Raw genomic sequence first — 26,495 nt, 5'->3', positions numbered from 1 at the left:
ATAAAAAATGAAGCTTGAGGCCATCGCCCACGTCCGCACCTGTTACGGTGAAAAATTCGGTGTCCCGAGACAATCGGGCATCGTGGACGAGGCATGGGGCGAACTGATCTTCACCCCGGAATTTCGCGATCCGGACGCCCTTCGCGGCCTCGAAGATTTTTCCCACCTCTGGCTGGTGTTCCTCTTCCATCAAGCGATACGCACAGACTGGAAACCGACTGTGCGCCCGCCTCGGCTCGGTGGCAACAAGCGGGTTGGTGTTTTTGCCTCCCGCTCCCCCTTCCGCCCCAACCCGATCGGGCTATCGGTCGTTCGACTCGAAAGTATCGATACCACCCACCCCGAGGGCCCGATGATCAAACTACGCGGCGTCGACCTCGTGGATGGAACCCCCATCATCGACATCAAACCCTACATTCCCTACGCTGATGCCCTGCCCGAGGCCGCAGCTGGGTTTGCTCCACATGCCCCGGAGAAGCTCAGCGTCCATTGGATCAATAATGCCGATCAGGGGCTGAGTGATACAAGCCGTGCGGTTATCGAAGCCACCATCGCCATCGACCCCCGCCCCGCCTACCAAGATGATGCATCAAGAACCTATGGATGCCTGATTGATGGATATAACATCCAATGGAAAGTGCGGGACAAACAAATCCACATCCTTTCGTGCCAAGGCTAAGGAATCCTCAATACGAGGTATCAACCCGTTTCATGCCTTGTTGCCATGATAACGCAACGTGGGACAGCTTTTCAAGCTATCGACAAGCTGGAGGAACAAAACATGATTTTGGTTCTCTTTTGGGATGCGCCCCTCCTGCACAGGGCTCCTACATTAGGGAGATTATCATGGTGATGCCTGCGGCGCTGACAGGATTGTCAGGATTTTTTCAAGTTTTTACAGGATTCTTAGAGGTGCCCTTTCATTGACAAAGATCAAGATTTGCCCAAAATCTATCGATTACTTCTTAAAAATTCCTGTAAATCCTCTTCAATCATGTGAATCCTGTCAGCGCCGCAGGCTGTTAGCCCCTAGTGCATTCGCCCTGCCATCCTGCAATCACTTTTAAACTTGTCATCCCCCACACCCTGTCTAAAATCCCAGCTATTCGGATCATGGCTGTTATCCGCAGCCCCTACCCACCCCAAACACAAGATCATGATGAAAACCACAAGTATCGCCGTGTTCATGGCATTGAGCTGTGCCGCTTCACAGGCCGCCCAAATCGCGATTAACTTCGGAACCCAACGGCAAGGGCAACCCGCCAACACAGACGGCTACGTCAGTGCGATCGGCACCGTCACCTCATGGGATTATCAAAGTGTCAACGACTGGTCTGGCGATGGCACAAGTTTTGCAGCCGACGGAGCAACGATCAACATCCGCCACGATGCCGGAGGAACTTACATCAATAGTAGCACAGCATCTGACCAGAGTGTCTTCCGCGGATACCTCGACGATAATGGAAACGACTCTCAAAACGATATTCACCTGACGGGCATCAGCAACTGGTTGACGACTGTGGGAGCGACAAGCTACCGCATGGTTATTCTCCGATCGACAGATAATGCCACTGGCTTCAACCCACTCACCGTCACTACGGGGGACGTCACCGGAGAAAGCGGTTGGCTCTCCTCAAGCACGCCGAGTGGAGGAAATACCAGTGACACCTCATTTGCGGGAGTCGCACTAGGAAGCCAAGGTGCCCACACCTACGAAAGTGACGTATTCACTGGCGACCAGGATGGTATCGCCCTGACCTTCACCAGAAATGGCACGCTCCGCGGTTCCGTTGCCGGCATCATCATCGAATCCGTGCCAGAACCCTCATCCATCAGCCTACTTGGGCTCGGAGGACTCAGCCTGCTTCTTCGCCGACGCAGGTAAGCTCAGAACCCCATTGCTGGCAGCAAACAACCAGCCAAATACAAATCACAGCGGGCAAGGGAAACCTTGTCCGCTCTTTTGTGTCCAGCACCCCCATTAGGTTCATTTTTTTTTGAACTAAATATCTTTACTTACAGCAGATGTTCTGGCATGGTCAGCACGAAGCGTCATTTTACGTTTTTAAGCGCAATATCACTTCAAAAAAACACAACACGAACAAATGAACACCCAACTCTTTGGAACCGACGGAATCCGGGGGATCGCCAACCAATGGCCGATCACACCGGAAGTAGCCCTCAGAATCGGACGCGCCGTCGCACGCGTCCTCGACACCAATGGCCACCGCCGCCACAAGGTGGTGATTGGAAAAGACACCCGACTCTCGGGATACATGCTTGAAACAGCGATCACCAGCGGACTGGTTTCCGAGGGCTCGACCGTCCTGCTTACTGGCCCCGCTCCCACCCCCGCGGTGGCCCACCTAACCCGCTCGATGAGCTGTGATGCCGGCATCATGCTCACCGCCTCCCACAACCCCTACCAAGACAATGGCATCAAGATTTTCGGCCCGGACGGATACAAACTCAGCGACGCCTTGGAACTGGAAATCGAAAAACTCATCCTCGGCGAAGAACTCCCCCATCCGGAAAACGATCTCGGCAAAGCGATCCGGATCGATGACGCCATGGGCCGCTACATTGAATTCACCAAAAATGCGGTCGGTGCCAACTCCCTGCGCGGGTTGAAAATCGTCATCGATTGCGCCAATGGTGCCGGCTACTACGTCGGCCCTCTGATTTTTGAAGAACTCGGAGCGGAAGTCATCAAACTATCGACCCGTCCGGACGGTCAGAACATCAACGAAAACTGCGGTGCCCTACATCCTGAAAATGCGGCAGCGGCCGTCAAACAGCACGGTGCCCATGTTGGCATCTGTTTCGATGGAGATGCCGACCGCGTGATCTTCTGTGATGAAACCGGATCCGTGGTCGATGGCGACCGCGTGCTTTGCCTCTGTGCCAAGGCCCTCCATGCCCAGGGCAAACTCAGAGGGAACACGCTGGTGGCGACGGTCATGAGCAACCTCGGCCTGCGTGATGCACTCAGCCAAGATGGCATCACTCTGGAAACAACCGGGGTCGGCGACCGACTTGTGTTAGAACGCATGCGCGAAAAAGGATACAATCTCGGTGGGGAAAATTCCGGCCATATCATCTACTCCGATCACGCCACCACCGGCGATGGCATCATGAGTGCACTGATGTTGCTGGCGATGATGCGCGAAAGCGGAAGCGCCTTATCCGAGTTAGCCGATTGTATGGACATCTATCCTCAGGTTCTGTTGGGGCTCGACGTTCAGGAAAAGCCACCGATCGAAAGTATTCCGGAGGTTCACAAAGCCATTCAAGAAGCTGAGACACGCTTCGCCGACAAAGGCCGCGTGCTGGTCCGCTACTCGGGAACCGAACGCAAAATTCGCGTGCTCACCGAGTGCTCAGACGCCGAACTTGCCAAGACTCAGGCTGAACTCATCGCCAATGCCATTCAAAACACCATCGGAGCCTAACACATACAAGCTATGGAACTCACATTCATACCTGCCAAGGGAGAGCAACTCTGGCCACTACACCAGAACACCCCATGCAGCCAACAGCTCATTGCCGGCACCACCTTGCGCAACCAACAAACGCAACAAGCGTCATCGGTTTCCCATATCGAGCATGCCAGCCAAATCGAAAACGCATGGATCAGTCGAGCCGACTGGGAGGCCTTTGCCCGGCAACTCAGCACCTCCACAGCCTGCTTCGTTCTCAAATCGGCGGATGGAGACATCCTCGCGTGGGCCGGAGACCCCAGTGGGCCGGCGGTCACTGCATCTGACGATTCATTCCTCATCCTCTTCCCCTGGCAGTTCATTCAGGTCAACGAGCAGATTGTTTCAAAGTTAGATCAGAATAATCACTCCGGCGATATCAGCCCGGCAGCTCATATCGATGGCATCGTGCATCTCGGTAAAGGCTCAAGGATTCTCCCGGGCGTTGTCATTGAAGGCAATTGTGTAATCGGAGAAAACTGCAAAATCGGCCCGAATTGCTACCTGCGTGGTTCCACCACCATCGGCGACCAATGCCACATCGGTCAAGCGGTCGAAATCAAAAACTCGATCGTCGGACACGGAAGCTCGATCGGACATCTCAGCTACGTTGGTGACTCAGTCATTGGCAATCACGTAAACTTCGGAGCTGGAACCATCACCTCAAACCTTCGTCACGACGGACTCAACCACCGAAGCACCGTGAAGGGGTCTCTGATCGATACCGGCAGACGCAAGTTTGGAGCCATCGTCGGTGACGGAACTCATACCGGGATCCACACTGCGATCTACCCCGGCCGAAAACTCGGCCCGAACTCCAGCACCCGTCCTAACGAAACCGTGCAGCGCGACCTTGAGTCGTAAATACAAACCCTCATCACTTATTAACGAACAACCCAATTTACCATGTGTGGAATCGTAGGATACACCGGCAAACGCGCCGCCATGCCCGTCCTGATCAGCGGCCTGAAAAAACTCGAATATCGCGGCTATGACTCCGCAGGAGTCGCTCTGGCAAGCAATGAAGAGATCTTTATCCGTAAACAAAGCGGAAAGGTCTCCGGGCTCAGCGAACTGATCGAACAAGACGAACAACTCAGCAGACTCAACCAAGCCAAGTCCGGCATCGCCCACACCCGCTGGGCAACGCATGGACCGCCAACAACCGACAATGCCCACCCTCACCAAGGGCCAAAGCGAAAAATTGCTCTCGTTCATAATGGCATCATCGAAAACCATAACGCCCTGCGCGATCGCTTGAAAGCGGAAGGCAACAGCTTCAGCTCCCAAACCGACTCCGAAGTGCTCGCCCACCTGATCGAACACCATTACAATGGTGAGGATCTACTCGGAGCGGTTACCGCGGCCTTAAAAGAAGTAGAGGGAACCTTCGGCATCACCTGCATGGCCGTCGATCGCCCCGGGGTTCTGATTGTCGCCCGAAGGGGCTCACCCATCGTCATCGGTCTGGGAAAAGATGAAACCATCATCGCATCGGATGCTTCCGCCATCATCACCCATACCCGCCAGGCCATCTATCTTGACGACGATGATATCGCCCGAATTGAAGGAAGTCAGGTAGATATCCGCAGCCTCGGTGCCGGCACTGTAACCCGCACGCCGGCAGAAATCGACTGGTCACCTGATGCCGCCGAAAAAGGTGGCTACGAGCACTACATGCTCAAGGAAGTCTTCGAACAACCCGAAGCCATCCGCAACACCATCCGTGGGCGGATCGATACCACCCGTGGAACCGCCATCCTTTCCGGCCTCAACCTCAGCCCCAGAGAGTTGGTCGACATCCGACGCCTTCTGGTGGTTGGCTGTGGCACCTCGATGAATGCCGGTCTCATCGGAGAATATGCCGTCGAGGACTTTGCCGGCATCCCGGCTGAGGTCGAACAAGCCGCCGAATTCCGCTACCGCAACCCAATCGTCGGCAGCCGGGACATGGTGCTCGCCATCAGCCAGTCAGGCGAAACGGCTGACACCCTGGCCGCAGTGCGCGAAGCCGTCGACAAAGGCTCCCTGGTCGCTGCTCTCGTCAACGTGGTCGGATCCACCATCGCCCGTGAAACGGGACGTGGAATTTACCTGCATGCCGGACCGGAAATCAGTGTGGCGTCAACCAAGGCCTTTACCAGCCAAGTCTCCGTCTTACTCATGGTGGCACTCAAACTTGCCCGCGCCCACCGGCTTTCCCGTGAGAACGGCATCCAAATCGCCCGAGCGATCGAAGCCATCCCCTCACTCGTTGAAGCCGTCTTGGCAAACAACGATGAAATTGCCAAGGTTGCAGCCGAATACGCCCACTACGATAATGCCTTCTACATCGGTCGTGGATACATGTACCCGGTCGCACTTGAGGGCGCCCTCAAGCTCAAAGAGATCTCCTACATTCACGCCGAAGGGTATCACTCTGCGGAACTCAAACATGGGCCAATAGCTCTGTTAGAAGAATCCATGCCTGTTATTGCGCTACTCAATAATGGCCCGGGGCAGGACAAGTCCTTGGGCAATGTTGCCGAATGCAAAGCCCGAAGCGCTCCAGTGTTGGGCGTGATTACCAAGGGCAATGAAGAAGCGCGCAAGGCATGTGACCATGTCATCGAAATCCCGGAATGCCCACATTACACCGCCGTCATTCCAGCGGCAGTTGCCCTTCAACTCTTCGCCTATCACGTCGCCCGGATCCGTGGCTGTGCCATCGACCAACCACGCAACCTCGCCAAGAGTGTGACGGTGGAATAAACCAGCCTTCAACAACGCAAGCATTGTGCTAGTAACTTTTTTCTTGTCTCAGCAGGAAAAATTATCATAGTCAGGATTACTCAGTATCCTTTCTCCCGAGGATACAACTTGTCCCCGACTGGATTCATTCCATGGGGTTCACCCCAAACACACCCTTCCATGACACTCAGAACGATTACCAGTATTCTCGCTTTAAGTTCCGCCATCTCTGGAGCTGCTACCATCGGCATCGAAACCTTTGATACAGACGGAGCTATCAATAATCAAAACGGAGGAACCCATTGGGACTGGAACAACCTGACCCAAATGCATACCGCCACGACATCTGACTGGGATAGCACATCGGGAAGCCCTGCAGTCAGTGGCGGAATACTAACAACCAATAACAGCAGCGCTAAACGTGAATTCAACGGACCCGATGAAGGATCAGGGACGGGGGATGGTGATACAACCGAACGCTCAGGAGGCTTCCGAGGGAGTGGGGCTGTCTATTTTGCCAGTGACATGACCCGGTCAGCCAGTGCTTCATGGAGCGGCATGAGCTCTTATGACTTCGGAGCCGAACGTATATTCTTTGGCGTCCACGGTGGCGGAGCGGCCACTGATACCATCGGTATTCAAGACTCGATCAGTGGAACCAACGTCACCGGTTCGATCAGCCTCACTGACGGTGTCAGCTACCGCATTGCGGCGGTCGTTGATTTCGATAATGACTTGCTCGGATTATGGGTGGATCCGGATGGGGCCGATTCTTGGGACGGCACCGGAGGAACTGCGGATGTCACCATGGCATTCACCCGCACCAACTGGAGCACCGCGGTTCGCTTGGGCAGTGGAGGATCCGCCACTTGGGACAACCTGATTGTCGCGACCAGCCTTTCTGAAGTTGCAATCCCAGAACCATCATCCTCTAGCCTACTGGCTCTCTGCGGCATGTCTCTGATCATACGCCGACGCAGGTAAGTCGCCCCCCTACGACTGGGCATTTTCGAACGCGTCAGATCACGGTCTATCGCGTTTTATGTATTTCTCTCTTTGTGACCACACGTATGCCACAATTTGCTTTGTGCTACTGATGCATATCGCATAAGGTCGTGCGCTGTCGCACAATTCGGTGCTTTTCTTCTTCCTTGCTCATGCCCGCAGAATTCACCAACCAAAGTAAGGATGAACCTGAACCCTTTGACCAGCTGGTCATCGATCACCAAGCTGCACTCTACGCCTTCATCCGCTCGATGATCTTCAACCCGCAGGATGCCCGCGACACCCTGCAGGATGTCAACATCATCCTCTATCGCAAGCAGGAGGCCTTTATACCTGGGACCAATTTCAAAGCCTGGGCCTTTACCGTCGCCCGGTTTGAATGTCTCAATTACCTCAGCCGGCATAAAAAAACACAATGGACCACTCTCGATACCGGCTTGCTTGAATCGCTGGCTGATATGGCGGAAGAGGAAACCCATGACATCCAACCTTGGCTGGCAGCCCTCAAACAATGTGTCCAGATTCTACCCGAAAACGCACAACAACTCATCGACAAGCGCTATCGCCAACAAATCCCGATGGAACATACCGCCGTCACTGAAAACCTCAGCATCCCGGCACTCAAACAAAAACTCTACCGCGTCCGGAACCGCCTGAGAAAATGTATTCTCACACGTCTCGAGGAACAAAAGAATTCAACGAATTCTCCATAAACCCCGTTACCCTGCGCCCGATCACAAGTATAAACATTAACCACATCACCCATCATGAATCATAATTGGCCAGAATGGATCGACCGCATCGGGCGTGATGACGTCTCCGAGGACGAGTTGCGTGCCTTTCAAGAAGCGCTCAACGAGTCGCCGGAACATATGAAGGAATACATGCAGGCTCTGATGACGGAAACCAGCCTTGAGCTGGAAGACCCGCTGCCAGCACCACTCACCCCCCGCCAAAGCAGCTCTGGGTCACCATCAACGGACAATATCACACCACATGCCTCCAAGAAAACAACGTGGATGCTCCCTGCTGCGGCTTGTTTGGCCACGGCCCTCACGCTGGCCTATTTTCTCACACGGGGCAATCACACGGATCCAAGCACCATCACGGAGTCGAGTAGTGTCGCCACCATCACCGACACCAACATCCTGGCTGATGAAGCAGGGCTGCGCATCGGGGCTCTTGTCAATCAAGGTGAACTAACGATCCCAAAAGGTGCTGAAATCGGACTTGCCATGCGAGGCGGTGCACGGCTCGATATCAATGGCCCGGCCAACTTACGCATCGACGGCCCGGATCAGGTATTCCTCCACAAGGGGCGAGTTAAAACCTATGCCCCTGAATATGCCCACGGCTTCGTCATCAATACCAATGAAGGCAAGGTTGTCGACCTCGGCACCCGATTTGTCACATCCACGGGAACCCATTTGGGGACTGAGATCCACGTCATCGAAGGCCTGGTCAAGGCCAAGGCATCCAACGATCAAAAAACATCCTTCATCGCTGGCCAACAAGCTGCCATCCTCAAAAACGGCCAAATGAAAGGCACGGAATATCTCGCCCACCGCCTCAAGATCCCTCTGGACCCCAATCTGATAGACTCGGATAAGGACGGAGTTCCTGACGTCATCGAAAAGCATTATGGAACCGATCCTCGTGACCCCGCATCTACCCCGGCCCTACTCCGTATTGCCGAAAGCTTTGAACACTATAAAGAAGGGCCCATTCACAATACCCCCTATCGTGGAAAGGGGAAGGTTTCCCAATGGCAAGGGAGAGGACACTTTCTCAACCAAGGTCTGAGCTACAAAAAAAGTGGGCACACACTAGCCAGCGTTGGCGGGTGTATCCAATCGACCGGCGTCACTGGTGCAGGAGCTGTCATCATCCCCGATCATGATGAATTACCAAAAGATGGCACCATCTACATCAGTTTTCTGATGCAACAGCCGGCCAATGACCTATCCAACTCATTTTCTGGTTTTTTGCTCTACCAAAATGAGTTCCGTGAGCAATTATTCTGCGGAGAACTCAGCCCCGTCAACTCTTACGGTTCCCGATACGCAACCAGCAAAGACCAAGACATTTTCTCCATCCCTACCGACGACCAAACCCACCTCTTTGTCATCCGGCTCAATCAAACAAAAAAGCTCACCGATGTCTTTTTTGACCCCGACCTGAATCAGCCCGACACCAAACAACGCCCTCAAATCCGCTATCAAAATGTTCCAGATTTTGATCGACTCATGGTGCGTTCCGGAAGTTCCTCAGCCAACTTCCCGGTCAAATTCGATGAAATCCGGGTTGGGTTGACCTGGGAGTCCGTGCTTCCTCTGGCACCATGATTTGTTCGAAAAAATCTCATCTCCCCCCCGTTACCTTTTTTCAATCGGCATGTATATGGGTTGATCACCATGGGTTTTATGCCTGGTGATGATATCGAAAAACGAACAATCCACGTATATATGAAAAAAACCACAACGCTAGCCGCGCTTGCATCCTTGACGCAAGCAGCCATCGGGGCCGTCTCATCCACCGGATTAGAACTCTACTACACCTTTGAGTCCGATACCGTCACCTCCACCACCGTCACCGACCAATGGACTGGCGACGGCAACGAGGACAATGTCAGCAGGAATCCCCTCTCGACAGTAAGTGGCAAATTTGGCAGCGCTCTCGATACCTCGACCAGTGCCGGAACACCTCGCTCAGCCAGTGATCCGTCCATCATCAACAGCACCTTTCTCCCCGGAACCGGAGACTATTCACTCACCTTCTGGACCAAACAAGACGCAACCACCGGTAACCGTTTATGGAATGCCGGTGGACGGAATGCAGGAGGAAACTCGGGCGGGCTTCAAATTTATCTGCTTGGCAGCGGCGGCATTGAAGTCCGAGCCCAACAACCCGACGGAACCACCTCACTCAGTTCCAGCACCGGGGCTGCCGGGACATGGGATGGAAGCTCTTGGAACCACATTGCACTGGTTCGAACAGGCACCGATCTTTCGCTCTGGGTCAATGGGGCCGTCGCCGTCAACGACACTCTCAGCCCTTCATTCAACATCGCCGTTCAGGATGGTGTCTGGTGGAGAGAAGCCAACTTCGGCACCGATGATGCCGTATCCAACGCAGCGCATGATGACGCCGCCATCTTCCGCAGAGCTCTCAGCAATGCCGAAATCGGCGAGATCTACAACGGAGGAACCGGTCTTTCCATCGCAGACGCCATGTCGGTTCCCGAGCCAAGCGCTGTGACTCTCCTCGGGCTGGGTGGTCTCGCACTGATCCTCCGCCGTCGGAAATAACCGACCAATCTCCACGCCTTTCATTCTCCGGCTATGGAAACATGGCCGGAGAATTTTTTGTCCTTGGCTTCTCAGCCTAACACCAAGTAGTAAACAGACGGGGCGATGGCCGAGATGAATGCGTTCTTTGGTAAGGCACGACGAAGGAATGGTGCGGGCACCATGACTAAGGAGAAACAAAGCCAAAGGAGTCATTCATCCGGAACTCTCATGGATCACGCAGTGCTTTTCCAAATACCTCAACAACGATCAATCGTCTCGTCTGTTTTGCGGAGTGGTATTAGCTCCGCCAATGGTTTTTCTTGCCTAAACCACGGCATTGCCAAAAATGATGGCACGTTATGGAAACCAACAGATCATCGCCTCCGGTCAGACTGCGCTCGCTTGATGCCCTCCGGGGATTTGACATGTTATGGATCATCGGTCTGGATACCTTGTTTCGAGCCTTGGCCCACACCACGAATCATCCGGCCCTCGTCTGGTGGGGGAAGCAGATGCATCATGTATCCTGGGACGGCTTGCGTGCCTACGATCTGATTTTCCCTATCTTTGTCTTCGTCTCAGGGGTGGCCATTCCCTACGCCCTCAAAAATAAACAAGATCGTGGAATCAGTAGAAAAAAACTAACAATTCAAACCTTCAAACGCGTAGCCATCCTCATTCTGTTAGGGTTACTTTACAACGGCCTACTCGATTTCAAAGGGGATCAAACCCGCTTTGCCAGCGTACTCGGAACCATCGGCATTGCCTATGGAACAGCCGCCCTCGTCTTTTTGTTCACCCGTTCATTTCGTGCACGTTGTCTATGGACAGGGGGAATTCTGCTAGCCGTTGCAGCTCTTCAGCTGCTTGTGCCCGTGCCAGGTCATGGAGCCGGTCAGTTCACACCGGACGGCATCATCAACGCCTGGATCGACCAACAATGGCTTCCTGGCCACCTGTATGGAGGAAGTTTCGATCCGGAAGGGTGGCTTTGTGCCTTCTCCGCCGGTTTTCTCGCCTTGCTTGGCTGTCTGTGCGGCGAACAGCTCCGCAATAGGGCCGTGCCTCAATTCAAAAGTGTCATTCAACTACTGCTGGGAGGAGGACTGCTGATTTCACTAGGAGCTCTTTGTTGGCACCTGGGTTATCCACCGATCAAGGCAGCTTGGACCAGCTCCTTCAATTTACTAGCCGGAGGCATTGCCATGATTCTACTGGGGATCTTCCACCTCGGCATCGATTTCAAACCACGCCCTGATTGGAGTCTTCCTCTGCAGATTGTCGGAATGAACCCGCTGACGATTTACCTGATCTGTCGCATCGTTCCGATGGCATCAGTGTCCGGGTTCTTTTTCGGCGGAGTCGGGAGGCTCTCATCAACGTGGGAGCCGGTGGTTCTGGCACTGGGCATATTGGTTGTCGAATTCATCCTGCTTGTATTTCTCTATCGGAAGCGGATTTTCCTCCGCATCTAATACCATTTGATCAGTTAAATTGGCTGAATGGCACTGAAGGTTTTCGATTTTAACTAGGCGCAAGGAAGGCGCATAGCGGGCTATGCAACCGACGCGCAACAACGATAAAATCTAAAAGATTCAGTGCCCCCTTGCCGTTCAGCTTGCTGACTGACTCATCATCTTAAATTTAAACCATTCTGCCAATTTAACTGGGAGAATGGTATAATGCCACTCGAAAGAAAACGACACAAGTCGTTAACATTCAGTCAGAAGTGATGCCACTCCGCAAAACAGACGAGACGATTGATCGTTATTGAGATACTTGGAAAAGCACTGCGTGATCCATGAGAGTTCCGGATGTTTTACTACTTGGTATGACTCATTCCCGCTGATTTACCGAACTCAACTCGAGTCGCAACGAAAAAAAAGTTGCACTTTTTATGTAACCTTTTGCCATTTGCTGACATATATAAGTGTTATTTCATTTTCAATAACGTGTTTTCCACCTCTTGGGTCTTCGGACCCGAGGGGTGGTTTTTTTAAGGGTCAGCTGAAGGGCTGATGATGGAGCACGAGAACTACAGAGCTTGCCCAATCATAACTCGCGGCAGGGGCACTATACCACTCCGCAAAACACACGAGACGATTGGAACCTCGTTATGCTGTGAGGAAAAGCACTTCGTGGTCAACGAGTATCCCTGAGTTCATGGCACCCCCTTGCGATCCATCTATCCACTCCCAAGCTCATTTAAGCTCTCGCAAAAGCAGTGGAAGTGTCGCCCTCAATCAGTAGGTGAAATCTTCCTTGAACATCGTCCGGATTTCTCTGGAGCTCAGCTTGCGGTTCCAAATGTAAAGCTGGTCAATCACCGTCGGAGCCGCAAAATTAAACTGCTGCCGGCTGTCACAACCGATGTAGAGATACTTTTCCTCATCCAGAGACTTGATGGCATCCGTGCTGGAAGCTCCCACCATTTCACCATTGGTATAGACCGTCACCTTTTTGTTCTTCTGGGAAAACACCATCGTCACCATGCTCCAGTTACGACGAGCTTTCTCTCTGGCTGCGGCATTTTCCGGGGTCCACTGCCACATTTCCTTATCATCCTTTCCTGCGACCTTGGTCGACTCACCATCGCTCCATGGCTTGTCACTAATGAATGCCGGTTCCTGCTGGTTGAGGTTTTTCACCCAAAAGGAAATACTAAAACCGGACGAGGTATCATCGGATAAAACATCGGCCATCGGCAAGCGATAGTAATGTTCCTTATCGAGCACCAAACCTTTTTGATAGAGTCCTTTTTCAAATTTTGGTGCTGACTTCAATGCCTCCACTTTGATTTTCCGGTCATTCTTTGCCAGCAAACTGTCATCAAAGTTCAATGCCGCAATCAAGCCCTTCGCCAAGGTCGAGCGCTGGTCATCCTTGTCGTCGACTTTTCCATCATCAAGGGAATCGCCACTGACATTGTTCTCTTCTACTTTTTCTTTGGCGTCAGCCGTCGCCGGATCGTCATCCCCGGAGAACACCATGGCACCAACGACGATGAGAATAATCACCAGCACCGCACCCCCTATAATCAGAGGCTCCTGAAGAAGTTGCTTGAGAGCATTTCCTTGTTTGGCCGAACTTGCACCGGCTGATGCTGTCACGGCTTGGGTTGTGGTCGTAAACCCAACAGCCTGGGTTCCGGTCTGTGGATTCACCGCCTGGGCTGCGGTCAATGGGTTCACCGTTTGCTGTACCGTGGTCGTCTGCCCAAGCGGGGTGTTCACTTGCTGCTGGGTAGTCGTGGTAGGGATCACCGGAACCGGAGCCGTCTGTTGCGGCGCCGGAAGGTGATGCAAAGCATCCGCGTAGGTGGCAAAACGATCCTTCGCATCAATGGTCGTCATCCGGTAAAGCCAGTCGGACATCGCCTTGGGAATGTCCTGACGACTCAAATGGATGGGTGCGAGCGGATAATTTTTATGGAGTTCAGCCATTTCATCCACCCGGTTGGCCGCGAAAGGATGGTTGTCGGACAAACTCATGTACAGCAGTTGTCCAATCGAGAAAATTTCAGCGGATTCGCTTGGCCCCTCACCATCCGCCTGCTCCAAAGAAACTAAACAGGGTGAGCCAAAATACTCCTGACTTCCATTGATTTGGTTGTGTAACTCGGGCAAGCCGAAGTTGGAAATGTAGTAACGTTTTTCCCCCCCTGGGCGAGTGGCATAACAAATCTGATCCAGATCCAGAGCCCCGTGGAAAAAGTCCTTGGGTAAACCCGCCGTGTGGATATCCAGTAATTGCTGGGCCAGTTCCCAAAATTCATACTCACTCAGTGGCCCCTCTTTCAGCCGGGAGGTAAGGTTAGGCTCATCCACAAGCTGTCGAATCAAATAGGGGCCCTCTTCATCCACGCCGCGGTCATAAATGATCTGCAAGCCCATGTGACTCAGGGTCGTCAGGGCACCCGAGTATTTATTAAACGTTTTTTCCCAGTCCTTGGGTGCATCCTCACCCGGTTTTTTAAATCGATGAATTTCCGCTTTGCGGTTAATCAAGGTGTCGGTTGCTTCATACCGAACCCCGTAAGGTAACTCGGCCGTGCGCTGTATGATTTGATATCGATCGTCCATCGTAGGTGTTCTGGATCTGCCCGGATCAAGTCCGGTGGTTTTCAGGGGGTGACGTTTGCTAGAAAATGAAGGAAATTAGGCATTCGTCAATAAAATTGAGCCTTATGCCGGGCTGAATGCCATTCGAATCTCTTATTCTTTGAGCCTCTATTTGGATGTTGGTTCCACAGTCACATCCGGAGCGATCTGGTCAGAACGGGTCACCCCGGGAGGAAGTTCGAGAATTCTGATATTCCTGAAATGAATTTCCGCACCTTCGGACTCAAGGCACAGGTAGCCCTTTTTCTGGCTTGCCTGACTTACCCCATTTACGAATTTACCATTCACAGATAGCTTGATCACCCCATCCACGCAAACCACCTGATATACATTCCACTGTCCCCTCGGCTTGCACCGGTTCTCAATCGACTGGCTCCGAATCCCCCTTGGATTATCGGGTTTGGTCACTAATCCGTTGGTCCCCCACACTTCACCGTGCACGTATGCCATCGGACGTGGATTCCCTTGTTTATCCGGATGGAGCTTCGGCCAATCGAGCTCCAGCATCTGCACTTCCACCCCCTTGGGCAAGCGCTGTCCCTTCGCCGGAGATCCATCACTCCAGACGAAGACCCCCGAGTTTCCACCGGGTTCCATGTGCCGCCACTCAATATGCAGAATAAAATTCTCATACTGTTTTTCACTACGCATCACCCCGATAGGCTTTCCTTCGCAAACTAACAGCCCATCTTTTACGTTCCAAGTATCAGGCGAGGTATTGACGTCCACCCAACCGCTGAGATCCTTACCATTGAACAAGGGTTTCCAAGTAGGCAGCTCTTCACCAGCGCCGGCAATGGGCGCAAGGCCCAGCCAACACACACTCAGCCGGATCAGTATCCGTTTACTCATTTTCATCACCATCAATACCCTGAGTCTCCCGCAATCCTTACACGCCATGCCAATCGATCGGCTCGTCCCATAAAAAACCCACTGGCAGAACACCAGTGGGTTTGAAAAAATAAGCAGGCAAAAAACTACAAAGTGATCGTCTCACCGGTGCGGAATGACTTGTCTGCAGCCACCACGATCTTCATCGAGTTGACGGCGTCCCCGACATGATCACTGAGATCAACGTCATTCTGGATCGCATTCAGGAAAAACTCCTGCTCGCGCTGGCACAGCGCATCGTGATCGGGTTCATCCCCGGTTTCCGTCCACTCGTCCTTGCGAACAAACTGATTATTCTCATCAAGGTCCGAGAAGTGACGACGCAGGGTATTGGTCTTGGTATGGGCATCCACATCCGCGGAGGCACCTTCACCAGCGGCCTCTTTGGCCTCAATGGTCACACAGCCTTTGGGTCCGACCACATCCTTCACGAAAAAGGCAGTCTCACTCATCATCGGGCCCCAACCGGCTTCATACCAACCGACCGATCCGTCTTCAAAGGTGACCTGCAAATGGCCGTAGTTGATTTTTCCTTCGGGTAGTTCATCACTCAAACGCGCTCCGAGTCCAGACACACGCACGGGTTTGGAGCGGGTCATTTGACACATCACATCGACGTAGTGCACTCCGCAATCGACGATAGGTGAGATGGAAGACATCAGGTTCTTATGCGTCTCCCAGTTGCCCCCGAACGATTGCTGGTTCAGGTTCATGCGCATCACCAGCGGCTTCCCAAGCTCATGGGACATCTCGATAAACTTCTGCCAACTTGGATGATGCCTGAGGATGTAACCAATCACCAGTTTACGGTTGTTGGCCTTAGCGGCAGCGGCAATGCTCTCAGCCTCTTCCACGGTTTCTGCGAGTGGTTTTTCGACAAACACGTGGCATCCAGCCTCAAGAGCTGCAATCGCAAAGGCAGCGTGCGTATCCGGGTAGGTTGAGATAGAAACCGCATCGGGTTTGGTTTCTTTCAATGCCTCGTAAAAGTCCTCGAACAATGGATAATCCACACCGAGTTCCGCATTAAGTTTATCTCCCGAACCATCGTTACGGGTACAGATACCTACAATTTCGAATTCGGGGATATTGTGATAAGCAAGTGCGTGGGATCGGCCCATGTGGCCGGCACCGGCACAGAGAATTTTTGTTGTCATATAATAATAATTGGTCTGATTCTGATTCGATTATTTGAATGCTCGCCTAGATTTTCCAAGGACCACGCATCGGCTGATTGATGTACTTGTCGGCTTCCGGATCGTTGACGAACTTCAGCTTCTTCGAATCAAAGTGCAAAGGACGACCAAGACGCAAGGCAATTTTGCCCAGATTGATCAAGGTGCAAGAGCGGAATCCATTGTGCTCGTTGAGGGCAAACGGCTTGCGTTCGCGAACCGACTGATGGAAATCCGTAATCATTGGCGGAGGTCCAGGCAGTTCCTTGAGTTTCTCATTCAGACCATCCACATCGGAACGGAAGTGACGGTAGATGTTTCCTTTGGGTCCGGAAATAATCGGATCCTTCGGTTTATTCTCTGCATCGAGAATGATCTTGGTGCCATCCGCATAAGTCATCTCAATCCGGCGCCACGGAAGCACGGCGTCGATATCCTGCTTCTGGGTGTCCACTTCGATATGAACCGGACTTTCATTATCCTTACCCAGAACAAACTGACAAGGGTCGAGGTAGTGCTGACCCATGTCGCCGAGGCCGCCACCATCGTAGTCCCAGTATCCACGGAAAGAACCATGAACCCGGTGAGGGTGGTATGGCTTCATCGGTGCAGGCCCAAGCCAGAAATTGTAGTCAAGGTTTTCCGGGATCGGCTGCTCTGTAAGATCCGTACGGCCTGACCATTGACCAAGTTTCCAGTTCCCCACAAAGGAGGTTCCGAGGTTAAAGGTATATGGACCGTCACCAAGCAGCTTGTGATGAACCACCTTCCAGGCTTCCGATGCCGGGCGGCTGAGTCCGTAGTAGCGTGACTTGAAGCGGAACCAAGTATTCAGACGGAAAATCCGCTCCTGCTCCTCTACGGCGGCGATCATCGCCTGACCTTCACCAATCGTGCGAGACATCGGTTTTTCACACCATACATCCTTACCGGCCTTGGCTGCGGCAATCGCTTGCAAGGCGTGCCAATGAGGCGGAGTCGCCACATGCACAATATCGATATCCTTACGTGCGATCAGGTCACGAAAATCCGCATAGCCTTTGACGTCCTTGGTTCCCATCTTTTTGGCCTCCGCCATCCGGTCCCGGAGACGGTGGCTATCCACGTCACAAAGCGCGAGCAAGGTGCCCGGCATCCGCAAATGGGAGCGGGAGATGCCACCACAACCGATAATCCCCTTGGTCAGTTGATTACTCGGAGCTTTCGGCCCACCCAGGGCAATGTGGCTGGGAACAATTTGAACCGTGGCAAGGGCGGCAAGGCCCTTGAGCACGGATCGACGACTATGTAAATTCTGCTGATTGGTCGGACTTGGCTGAATCATGCAGCAAACTACGTGATCCAAACTCCCAATATTTCGAAAAAATACCTACATCGCACTTTCTTCATCGGGAGTGGCGGCCTTCGCTACTTCTTCCGCACTGGTATCCGGCTTCAATTTATCCCAGAACAAGAGGAAAAACAGCACCATCACTCCAAACGCAAAGACTGCCGGAGCATACCAAAACTTGGTGAAATCAACTTTACCATCAACCGTGCACGCCGCCGTCCACCGCCCAAACAACTGGGCGCCAATACCCAAGCCCAAACCTTGGGTGAGCATCACGACCAAGGACTGGGCCTGACTGCGGATCGCAGCAGGAGCCTTTTTGTCTGTGTAGATCATCCCTGTAACAAAGAAGAAATCATAACAAATACCGTGTAATAAAATACCGATAAAGATAGGCAGCGTCAGCAGTGGCCCCTCCTGACCAAAGGCAAATCCCCACAAGCCATAACGAACCACCCAGGCACTCATGCCAATGGTAAGCATCCACTTCACACCAAGACGGGCAAAACAGAATGGCATAATCAGCATGAAGAAGATCTCCGACATCTGACCGGTGCTCATCGCACCCGTGGTGGAACCAAACAGACTCACACCCATTTCACCGACATAGCCGGCCCCTTTGGAATAATAACCAGCCAAGGGAATACAGATAAGGAAACTGGCAAGAGCGAACACAAGGAAACTTCTATTTTTCAACAGCCCCCATGCATCAATGCCCACGATTTCACCGATGGAAATTTTCTTACCCTTCGACGGTGGTGCAGTTTTGGGCAAACTCAGGCAGTAAATGCCAAGTAACGCAGACGCAATCGCCGCAGCGGTGAAAATATGCGGTGAATTATCAGCAAACTGTTCGGCGTCGAGCCCGATCGAACGACAAAACCACATCGCCCAGTTACCGACAATCCAGCCAATGGTTCCCATCACGCGAACAACGGGAAACTGCTTTTCACCGTTGGCAAGGTGACTGAAGGACAAACTAGCCGTGAGTCCAAGAGTTGGCATGAAACAGATCATGTAAGCCAAAAGGCAAAGAATCATCGGGTGACTAAACTGGTCCATAACGGACTCAGGAGCCCCCCCTTTGGCCAATCCGGGCGCCACATAAAGAAGCACAGCCCCAACGAGAAAAAGAATCGAGAGCACCTTCTCGGTATTCAAAAAGCGGTCGGCAATCAGCCCCAAAGTGAGTGGCGCAAGAATCGCAGCGATCGGAGCTACCGTATAGGCGGCATCCACAAAAGCACCCGAACCACTGTTGGCGGTCATCCCATTTTTATCCATGAATCCCCACATCGCAACATACCAAGCACCCCAGATGAAAAACTGGAGAAACATCATGATAGACAGCCTGGTTACAGGACTCGACGATTGGTTTAACGTGGCAGATTGACTCATAACAATGGATAGAAGGGTGGAATACTTGGCTCAATACGAAAACCAGAGTGGGGGTATTTCAGCTAATTTCGCTAACGAAGCAAGTCGGGAATTCACCAAGTTAGGTATTCGGTCGACATCCCAGCACGCGATCGAGACAGGGAAGCCTGCCGTCAGCTTAAAAAGCTATCCTCCCCCACCGTCGTAACAAAGCAGGTAACGCGCATTTCACCACTTGGTAGAAACCGAATGTGGGCAGCCGCAAAGGATGACAGGATTGCATCCTGTCGGCATCCCATGAGCCCCCCCCAAAAAAAACAAGGGGCTCCGTCTCAAACCAAGCCGGGCGCAGCCAAACAAAACGGGGCAAGTCAAACGACCTGCCCCGTTGGGTAATAAAATCAAAAAACGATCAATCGCCTATCGCTCGCTCATCGGAGGAACCGGCATGGTTTCCTGAGGTCCGACGTATTTGGTCAGCGGACGGTAGAGACGGTTGTCACGCAGCTGTTCCAAAATCTGAGCAGCCCATCCGGCGGTCCGTGCGATGGCAAAGATCGGCGTAAACAAATCGGTCGGGATACCAAGCGAGTAATACACCGTGGCAGAGTAGAAATCGACGTTGGCGTTCAGGCCCTTACGCTCGAGCATAATCTCAGCAATCCGGTTCGACATGTTGATCCACTTTGGCTCACCAAGCTCTTCAGTAAGCTCGATTGCCATTTTCTGAAGGTGCGGAGCACGGGGGTCGAGCACCTTGTAAACGCGGTGTCCAATTCCCATGATCTTTTTCTTCCTCTCAAGGCAATCCTCGACAAAAGCATCCACCTTGTCCTCTCTGCCGATTTTTTCCAGCATGTGGATCACACCTTCGTTGGCACCACCGTGAAGAGGTCCTTTCAAGGTTCCGATAGCTGCCGTCATGGCGGAGTAGATGTCGGAAAGGGTTCCGCAAGTCACACGGGCAGAGAACGTGGAGGCGTTCATGCCGTGGTCAGCGTGGATAATGTAAGCAATGTCGAGGGTCTTCACTGCAGCTTCCGTTGGCTCTTCGCCGTTGATCAGATAAAGGAAGTGAGCTGCGCCGGACAGGTCAGTGCGGATCGGTGGCAGGTCGAGCCCCATACGGGCACGGTGGTAGTATGCCACAATCACGGGCACACGGGCCATGATGGAAATCGCAGCTTCGTAGAGCGCGTCATGATCAGGCTCGCCGATCTTGGAACGCTTGTCGTAAAGACCCAGCATGGAAACACCGGTGCGCAACACATCCATCGGGCTGGCATCGTGCGGTGCATTTTTAAGGAACTCGATTACCTGTGGTGGCAGGTCGCGGCTGTGGCGGAGCTTCTGTTGGAAATTCTTCAGTTCACGGGCATTCGGAAGACGTCCGTTCAGTAGAAGATAACAAACTTCACCGAAACAACACTGGTCAACCAGGTCGTCGATGTCATATCCGAGGTAGGAAAGCTTCCCCTCGAGGCCCTTCACATCACTGAGGGCGGATTCATTGGCGATGACTCCTTCGAGTCCTTTTGCGTAGTCACTCATAATAAAATTTTGGTAGGTTTTTTAATCAATCAATCAAGTTAAATTTCTTCCAAATAGCGGGCCGCAAGGTAAAACCAAGAATTCCAGCCATGCAAGGAGGAATCAGTCCATCCATTTTAAATTCTGTGTCATGCTTACTGGAGCTTGTTCTAAAAATCAATTTTTTTCCATTCCAGCATTGGCACAGGTATTGATCCCACTAGGATTCAGGCATGCACGCCATCCTCGCCCTCGAAACATCGGTCGCCCAAGCCAGTGTGGTCCTCTGGCTCGACGGAGGGATTCATTTTGAACAAACATTCACCACCGATCGCAGCCACAATTCGATGATTTTCGACCCCTTGGAAGAAGCTCTCGGCATCCTGGGCAAAAAGCGACTCGACCTCGTTGTCGCCGGAACCGGCCCGGGCAGTTACAGCGGCACCCGGGTCGGCATCGCCGCCGGCCAAGGGCTCGCCATCGCCCACAAGTGCCCGGCCGTTGGCATCGGATCACTCGGAGCCACCCCGGAAGCGAGAGCCGAAGGCCCCAGTATAGCCATAGGTGACGCCCGTCGCGGTTTGTATTACCTTTCCACCATCCAGAACAGCGGAGAAGCCAGCGAACCCGAGCTGATGGACGCGGCAGCTTTCCAACAACGACTCACTGAAGCCGCCGACCACCGCTTGTTCACCTTGGACGACCCGGACAAGCTCGGCCTCGATGAAAACCTCCGCGCCCGGGTCATTCGCAGTCGGCCGGAAGCCCGCTGGCTGCTCGACCTCTGGCTGCACTTACCCGCAGACCGCCAACAAGCATTGCACACCACACCTCTGGCTCCGGCATATCTCAGACCTCCATTCACTTCCAAAGCCAAACCGGGACATCCACTACTCCGCTGATTTTTTCACAAAAAAAAGCGTGGCCCGATTGAATAGATGCGCACGACTTGCCGTCCCATGGACGAACTGCCGTCTCCCACGCTATGATTGCCATTAAAAAACCATTGCTCTATTCCCTCGCCGCCATTGGCATGCTCTGCTTGCTCAACTCCTGCGACCCTTACCTCTACGACAGCTCGTCCTACTACGGCTCTTCCTACTCCACGAGCTATGCCCCGGCCTGTTACGATAGCGGCTACCCATACTACGGTGGTGGGTACGCCAGCGTTTCCTACTACAGTCCCACCTATTACACCGGTAGCCACTACCGCCACCACAAGCCGGCACACTACGCCCACCATAAGCACCATTCGAAGCATTACTCGAAACACCACGGGAAAACCCGCCACAAAAACCACGGCAATTACCAACACCGTCCATCCAAGCCAGGATCCAAGGCGACACCTCCCAGATCCTCTCGCCCCGACCCCCGCTACGTTTCAACCGGAGGAAAGAAAGAGAACAACCAATACCGTCGTCCGTCCTCTCGCCCGAAATCACTGCCGTCAACGGTCAGCAGAAAACGCCCGTCCAGCCGACCACCAAGCCAAGCAACCCGCTCCAGCCAAGGCTCGAGGCAAAGCTTCACCCGCTCCCGCGGAAACTCGAAGCCCACCAGCGGTGCGCGCTCGAGCCGATCTAGCCAATCTGGCCGCTCGAACGCCCAAGGCAAAAGTCTCGCCCGTTCCCGCGTTCATTGATCGCTAACCGTCCGGGCCCCGCCTTGCCCCCCCCACGGGCCCATCTGCCATTGACAGTATTCATTCGGATCTTCAGTCTGTTCAGGCATCGAACCGCAGGCAGCCACCATGATCCAATCATTTTTTAAACTCAACGCAAACGGCAGCAATCCAAAATCAGAGGTGATCGGAGGAATAACCACCTTCCTCACCATGGCTTACATCATTTTTGTCAACCCGGACATCCTCAGCAAAACGGGTATGGACACCGGAGCCGTGATCACGGCCACCTGTCTGGCAGCCTTTCTCGGAACTATTTTGGTTGGCCTCTGGGCGAATGCCCCCTTTGCCATGGCCCCGGGCATGGGACTCAATGCCTTTTTTGCCTACACACTGGTCCTCGGGCAACAAATCTCCTGGCAAACCGCCCTCGGCGTCGTCTTTGTTTCCGGTGTCGCTTTCCTGATTCTCACCATCCTCGGCATCCGGGAGAAAATTGTGAATGCCATCCCGCTTAGCCTGCGTATTGCCACAGCCGCCGGCATCGGCCTCTTCATCTCCTTCATCGGCATGCAAAAACTCGGCCTGATTGTCTCCAATCCTGCCACTCTGGTCACCATCGGACCACTGACCACCCCCGTCTTGATCGGCCTTGCCGCCCTCGCCCTGATCGCCATCCTGGAAATCCGCCGCATCAAAGGCTCGATCCTGATCGGAATCGCGGCAGCCACAGCCGCCGGCATGGCACTCGGAGAGACAGCCCTGCCCGAAAGCCTGACATCCATGCCCCCGTCGATTGCCCCGGTGGCCCTCCAGCTGGATATTCTCGGAGCCTTGCAATGGGGGCTGATCGGAGCCGTGTTCTCCTTCATGTTTGTCGACCTCTTCGACTCCATCGGAACCATTGTCGCCTGTTCCTACGAAGCCGGACACGTCGAAGAAGATGGCTCCATCCGTAAAATCGACAAAATCCTCGAAGCCGATGCCATCGCCACCGTCGCCGGCTCCCTGCTGGGAACCAGCACCACCACCACCTATATCGAATCCGCATCTGGCATCGCGGACGGAGCGCGAACCGGACTGGCCTCGATGGTCACCGCCGGGCTCTTCCTACTCGCCCTGTTTTTCTCTCCGCTCATCAAAGCCGTACCTTCCTTTGCCACGGCACCGGCGCTGATCATCGTCGGCGTCTTCATGTTCCGCAATATCCGGGAAATCGACTTCACCGATCTCAAATCGGCAGTTCCGGCCTTCCTCACGATGCTACTGATGCCCCTGACCTTCAGCATCGCCACCGGGCTCACAGTTGGCTTCCTTTCCTACATCGTGATTGCCCTGTTCAGCGGAGACGCCAAACAGATCTCTCCAGTGATGTGGGTCGTTGGTCTACTCTCGGCGATCAACCTTTGCGTATCCGTGGGCATGTAATGTCCAACAGCCCTTGTCATTCTTGGGTTTAAACTTGACGTCTCACACGTTAGGTGCTGGGTTCGGTTCCTGTCAACCCACACTAACCCAACGAATGTTCAAAGGTATTATGAAAAGCATCCCGCAATACGCTACTGCGCTTGCGGGATTTATTTTGTTCCTGAGCGGCACGGTCACCAGCCTCGCCCAGGATTTTGAAGGAAAAAACATCAGCTCGGTCAGCATCCGCTACAAGGGTGCACGCACCGTCGATGAAGCCCGACTCCGCGGACACATGTCCGTCAAAGCCGGACAAAAATACAGCGCGTCACGCCTCGACGACGACGTCCGCACCCTCTACGAAAGCGGACTGGTCGACGACATCCGCTTTTTTGCCGAAGAAGTAGGCGGTGGGGTCAAAGTCATTGCCGAAGTTTCCACCCGTGGGAAAATCGTCGCCGTTGCCTTTGACGGCAACATCAAGTTCTCCGACAAAAAACTCGCCTCCGTCACCAAGCTCAAAGCCGGTGGTGTCATGAGCGACCAAGCCATCCTCGATGCCCGCCGCAACATCCTCGACCACTACCGTGGCTACGGATACGCCGACGTCGGTGTCGACCACATGATCCAACCGTCCGCCGGCGCCCAGGGGACATCCGACCTCGTCTTCCTGATCGACGAAGGCGCCCGCGCCGAAGTCCGCAAGATCCGCTTCGAAGGCAATCACTCGATCGCCTCCCACAAGCTGCGCAACGAAATGAAAACCAAACAAAAAGGATGGTTCTCATTTTTCACCAAATCCGGCCGTATCGATTCCGCCAAGCTGGATGAAGACATCGACCGCGTGCTCGACTACTACCGCGACCGCGGCTACCTCCGGGTCAAAGCCGACATCCGCCGCGCTCCAGTCGACGACGAGCGGGTCGACCTCGTGATTGCCATCACCGAAGGCAACAAATACACCGTAGCCGCCGTCGGTTTCGGTAAAATGACCGTCTTCAAGGCCTCCGATCTGGCCTCCGCCCTCACCCTGACCGCTGGTCAAGCCTACTCAGCGAAGAAAATGCACAACGACATCCGCACCATCCGTAGCTACTACGGGTCCCGTGGATATGCCGATGCTGCCGTCAGCCCCGACATCCGCAACGCCTCCGCCACCAGCGTAAGCATCACATACCGCATTGTCGAAGGTGGCCGCTACCGCGTCGGTCGCGTCACCATCGAAGGAAACGACAAAACCCAGGATCGCGTCATCCGCCGCGAACTTCCACTCAAGCCAGGCGACTACCTCAACTCAGTGGAAATGGAAACCACCAAGCGCCGCCTGCGCAACATGAACTACTTCAACGACGTTCAGGTCAGCGGCTCACCCGGAAACCAAAAGGGCTACCGCGATATCAATATCCTGGTCAACGAGAAACAAACCGGATCCGTTAGTTTCGGTCTCGGGTTTAGCTCCGTGGACAGCATCGTCGGTTACGTCACCCTCGAGCAAACCAACTTCGACATCACCGACTGGCCAAGCTTCACCGGTGCCGGCCAACGCTTCAACGCCAAGGTGCAATACGGTAACGAGCGTCAGGACATCAGCCTCAACTGGACCGAGCCATGGTTCCTCGGACGCCGCCTTGCCCTCGGAACCGAGCTCTTCTACCGCAGTGCCCTTTACTACAGCTCGGAATACGACCAAGGCCAATACGGTGGCGCCATCTCCCTGCGTAAGCCACTTGGCAAACGGGGTTATATCCGCGCTGAATACCGCATCGAAGACATCGAAATTGATGTCGACAGCGACAACATCGGCGTGCCTCCTGCTCAAGGTGGACCTTCCCTGTTTGAGCAATACGACGGCGACTATATCCGCAGCGCCCTCAGCGTGAACTACGTGCACGACACCCGTGACAGCAACCAACTGCCCCGCAAGGGACACAAAGTCAGTGTCGGCATTGAATACGCAGGCCTCGGCGGCGACGTCGACACCCCGATCTACACCCTGACTGGCTCCCAGTATTGGAACCTCTGGGGTGACAGCATCCTTTCCATCGAAGGAAACTTCTACATCGCCGATGGTGATGAGGACGTCGAAATCTTCGATAAAAAGGCCCTCGGTGGTGCTCACTCACTGCGTGGCTTCGAGAACCGCGACGTCGGCCCCCGCGACCCCGTCTCCGGTGAAGTTGTCGGCGGTAACACTGCTGCCTTCTTTGTTCTGGAATACACCTTCCCGCTGATCGAGCGCGTTCGTGGAGCAGTCTTCTACGATGTCGGTCTCTGTAACGCCGACTCCTGGGACTTCTCCAGTGACCTCTATCACGATGCCGGTCTCGGCCTGCGACTGAACCTGCCCTTCGGCCCTCTCGCCGTTGACTACGCCTTCCCGCTCGAGTCACCGGATGACGAAGCCGACAACGGTGGCCAGTTCAGTTTCTATCTGGACTACGCGTTCTAAGACGAGCACGTTTGAACATTCTCATCACCCAAGCCCCCGGAAGAACCCTTCCGGGGGCTTTTTATTTCCCTCGTCCTCAGGCGGCTATTC

Annotated in this window: 20 protein-coding genes; 14 read left to right on the top strand and 6 right to left on the bottom strand. The window is 53.7% G+C overall.

What is annotated here, in order from left to right; genetic code table 11:
- Window positions 1-7 precede the first annotated feature (7 nt).
- The 10 genes from tsaA (at window position 8) to HW115_RS07095 (ending at window position 11,979) form a co-directional block, all read left to right on the top strand.
- The gene (tsaA, locus tag HW115_RS07140; RefSeq protein ID WP_178931897.1) at window positions 8-679 is read left to right on the top strand and encodes a tRNA (N6-threonylcarbamoyladenosine(37)-N6)-methyltransferase TrmO; all 672 of its coding nucleotides are present in this window, start codon (window positions 8-10) and stop codon (window positions 677-679) included.
- A gap of 477 nt (window positions 680-1,156) precedes the next feature.
- A complete protein-coding gene (locus HW115_RS07135; RefSeq protein ID WP_178931896.1) occupies window positions 1,157-1,885 on the top strand; it encodes a PEP-CTERM sorting domain-containing protein in 729 nt (242 codons plus the stop codon).
- Window positions 1,886-2,105: 220 nt separating this feature from the next.
- Complete coding sequence (gene glmM, locus HW115_RS07130) at window positions 2,106-3,452, top strand: phosphoglucosamine mutase (protein WP_178931895.1); 1,347 nt, start codon at window positions 2,106-2,108, stop codon at window positions 3,450-3,452.
- A 12-nt stretch (window positions 3,453-3,464) separates the two neighbouring features.
- Window positions 3,465-4,343 (top strand): hypothetical protein, encoded by an 879-nt coding sequence (locus HW115_RS07125; RefSeq protein ID WP_178931894.1) that lies wholly within the window; start codon window positions 3,465-3,467, stop codon window positions 4,341-4,343.
- A gap of 42 nt (window positions 4,344-4,385) precedes the next feature.
- Entirely contained in the window at window positions 4,386-6,230 is a 1,845-nt protein-coding gene (gene glmS, locus HW115_RS07120) for a glutamine--fructose-6-phosphate transaminase (isomerizing) (protein ID WP_178931893.1), read from the top strand.
- Window positions 6,231-6,389: 159 nt separating this feature from the next.
- Window positions 6,390-7,193 (top strand): hypothetical protein, encoded by an 804-nt coding sequence (locus tag HW115_RS07115; protein WP_178931892.1) that lies wholly within the window; start codon window positions 6,390-6,392, stop codon window positions 7,191-7,193.
- A gap of 173 nt (window positions 7,194-7,366) precedes the next feature.
- The gene (locus HW115_RS07110) at window positions 7,367-7,927 is read left to right on the top strand and encodes a sigma-70 family RNA polymerase sigma factor (RefSeq protein WP_178931891.1); all 561 of its coding nucleotides are present in this window, start codon (window positions 7,367-7,369) and stop codon (window positions 7,925-7,927) included.
- Window positions 7,928-7,981: 54 nt separating this feature from the next.
- Window positions 7,982-9,559, top strand: coding sequence for a FecR family protein (locus tag HW115_RS07105; RefSeq protein ID WP_178931890.1), 1,578 nt, complete (start codon window positions 7,982-7,984; stop codon window positions 9,557-9,559).
- Between the two features lie 120 nt (window positions 9,560-9,679).
- Complete coding sequence (locus tag HW115_RS07100; RefSeq protein ID WP_178931889.1) at window positions 9,680-10,522, top strand: LamG-like jellyroll fold domain-containing protein; 843 nt, start codon at window positions 9,680-9,682, stop codon at window positions 10,520-10,522.
- A 341-nt stretch (window positions 10,523-10,863) separates the two neighbouring features.
- Complete coding sequence (locus HW115_RS07095) at window positions 10,864-11,979, top strand: acyltransferase family protein (RefSeq protein WP_178931888.1); 1,116 nt, start codon at window positions 10,864-10,866, stop codon at window positions 11,977-11,979.
- A gap of 768 nt (window positions 11,980-12,747) precedes the next feature.
- Here the strand turns inward: HW115_RS07095 and HW115_RS07090 are convergent.
- From HW115_RS07090 to HW115_RS07065, 6 genes are all read right to left on the bottom strand, one after another.
- Complete coding sequence (locus HW115_RS07090) at window positions 12,748-14,586, bottom strand: LamG-like jellyroll fold domain-containing protein (protein ID WP_178931887.1); 1,839 nt, start codon at window positions 14,584-14,586, stop codon at window positions 12,748-12,750.
- 147 nt (window positions 14,587-14,733) lie between these two features.
- Window positions 14,734-15,477: a 3-keto-disaccharide hydrolase gene (locus HW115_RS07085; RefSeq protein ID WP_227021334.1), complete on the bottom strand. Its 744-nt coding sequence runs from the start codon at window positions 15,475-15,477 to the stop codon at window positions 14,734-14,736.
- Window positions 15,478-15,602: 125 nt separating this feature from the next.
- Window positions 15,603-16,673 carry a Gfo/Idh/MocA family protein gene (locus HW115_RS07080; RefSeq protein WP_178931886.1) on the bottom strand — a complete coding sequence of 357 codons (1,071 nt, stop codon included), beginning with the start codon at window positions 16,671-16,673 and terminating at the stop codon, window positions 15,603-15,605.
- 46 nt (window positions 16,674-16,719) lie between these two features.
- Window positions 16,720-18,015 (bottom strand): Gfo/Idh/MocA family oxidoreductase, encoded by a 1,296-nt coding sequence (locus HW115_RS07075; protein WP_178931885.1) that lies wholly within the window; start codon window positions 18,013-18,015, stop codon window positions 16,720-16,722.
- A gap of 45 nt (window positions 18,016-18,060) precedes the next feature.
- Window positions 18,061-19,419 (bottom strand): MFS transporter, encoded by a 1,359-nt coding sequence (locus HW115_RS07070; protein ID WP_178931884.1) that lies wholly within the window; start codon window positions 19,417-19,419, stop codon window positions 18,061-18,063.
- 399 nt (window positions 19,420-19,818) lie between these two features.
- Window positions 19,819-20,949: a citrate/2-methylcitrate synthase gene (locus HW115_RS07065; protein WP_178931883.1), complete on the bottom strand. Its 1,131-nt coding sequence runs from the start codon at window positions 20,947-20,949 to the stop codon at window positions 19,819-19,821.
- Between the two features lie 212 nt (window positions 20,950-21,161).
- Here HW115_RS07065 and tsaB point away from each other — a divergent pair, with 212 nt between their 5' ends.
- From tsaB to bamA, 4 genes are all read left to right on the top strand, one after another.
- Window positions 21,162-21,830 (top strand): tRNA (adenosine(37)-N6)-threonylcarbamoyltransferase complex dimerization subunit type 1 TsaB, encoded by a 669-nt coding sequence (gene tsaB, locus HW115_RS07060; protein WP_178931882.1) that lies wholly within the window; start codon window positions 21,162-21,164, stop codon window positions 21,828-21,830.
- Between the two features lie 83 nt (window positions 21,831-21,913).
- On the top strand, window positions 21,914-22,570 hold the full coding sequence (locus HW115_RS07055; RefSeq protein WP_178931881.1) for a hypothetical protein: 657 nt from the start codon (window positions 21,914-21,916) through the stop codon (window positions 22,568-22,570).
- 108 nt (window positions 22,571-22,678) lie between these two features.
- Window positions 22,679-23,977, top strand: coding sequence for an NCS2 family permease (locus HW115_RS07050; RefSeq protein WP_178931880.1), 1,299 nt, complete (start codon window positions 22,679-22,681; stop codon window positions 23,975-23,977).
- A 109-nt stretch (window positions 23,978-24,086) separates the two neighbouring features.
- Window positions 24,087-26,405: an outer membrane protein assembly factor BamA gene (bamA, locus tag HW115_RS07045; protein WP_178931879.1), complete on the top strand. Its 2,319-nt coding sequence runs from the start codon at window positions 24,087-24,089 to the stop codon at window positions 26,403-26,405.
- Window positions 26,406-26,495: the final 90 nt, after the last annotated feature.

It is taken from the genome of Oceaniferula marina (genome assembly GCF_013391475.1).
Taxonomy (GTDB): Bacteria; Verrucomicrobiota; Verrucomicrobiia; order Verrucomicrobiales; family Akkermansiaceae; genus Oceaniferula; species Oceaniferula marina.
Note: the sequence above shows the minus strand (reverse complement) of the source record. Positions and strands in the feature narration are given on the sequence as shown.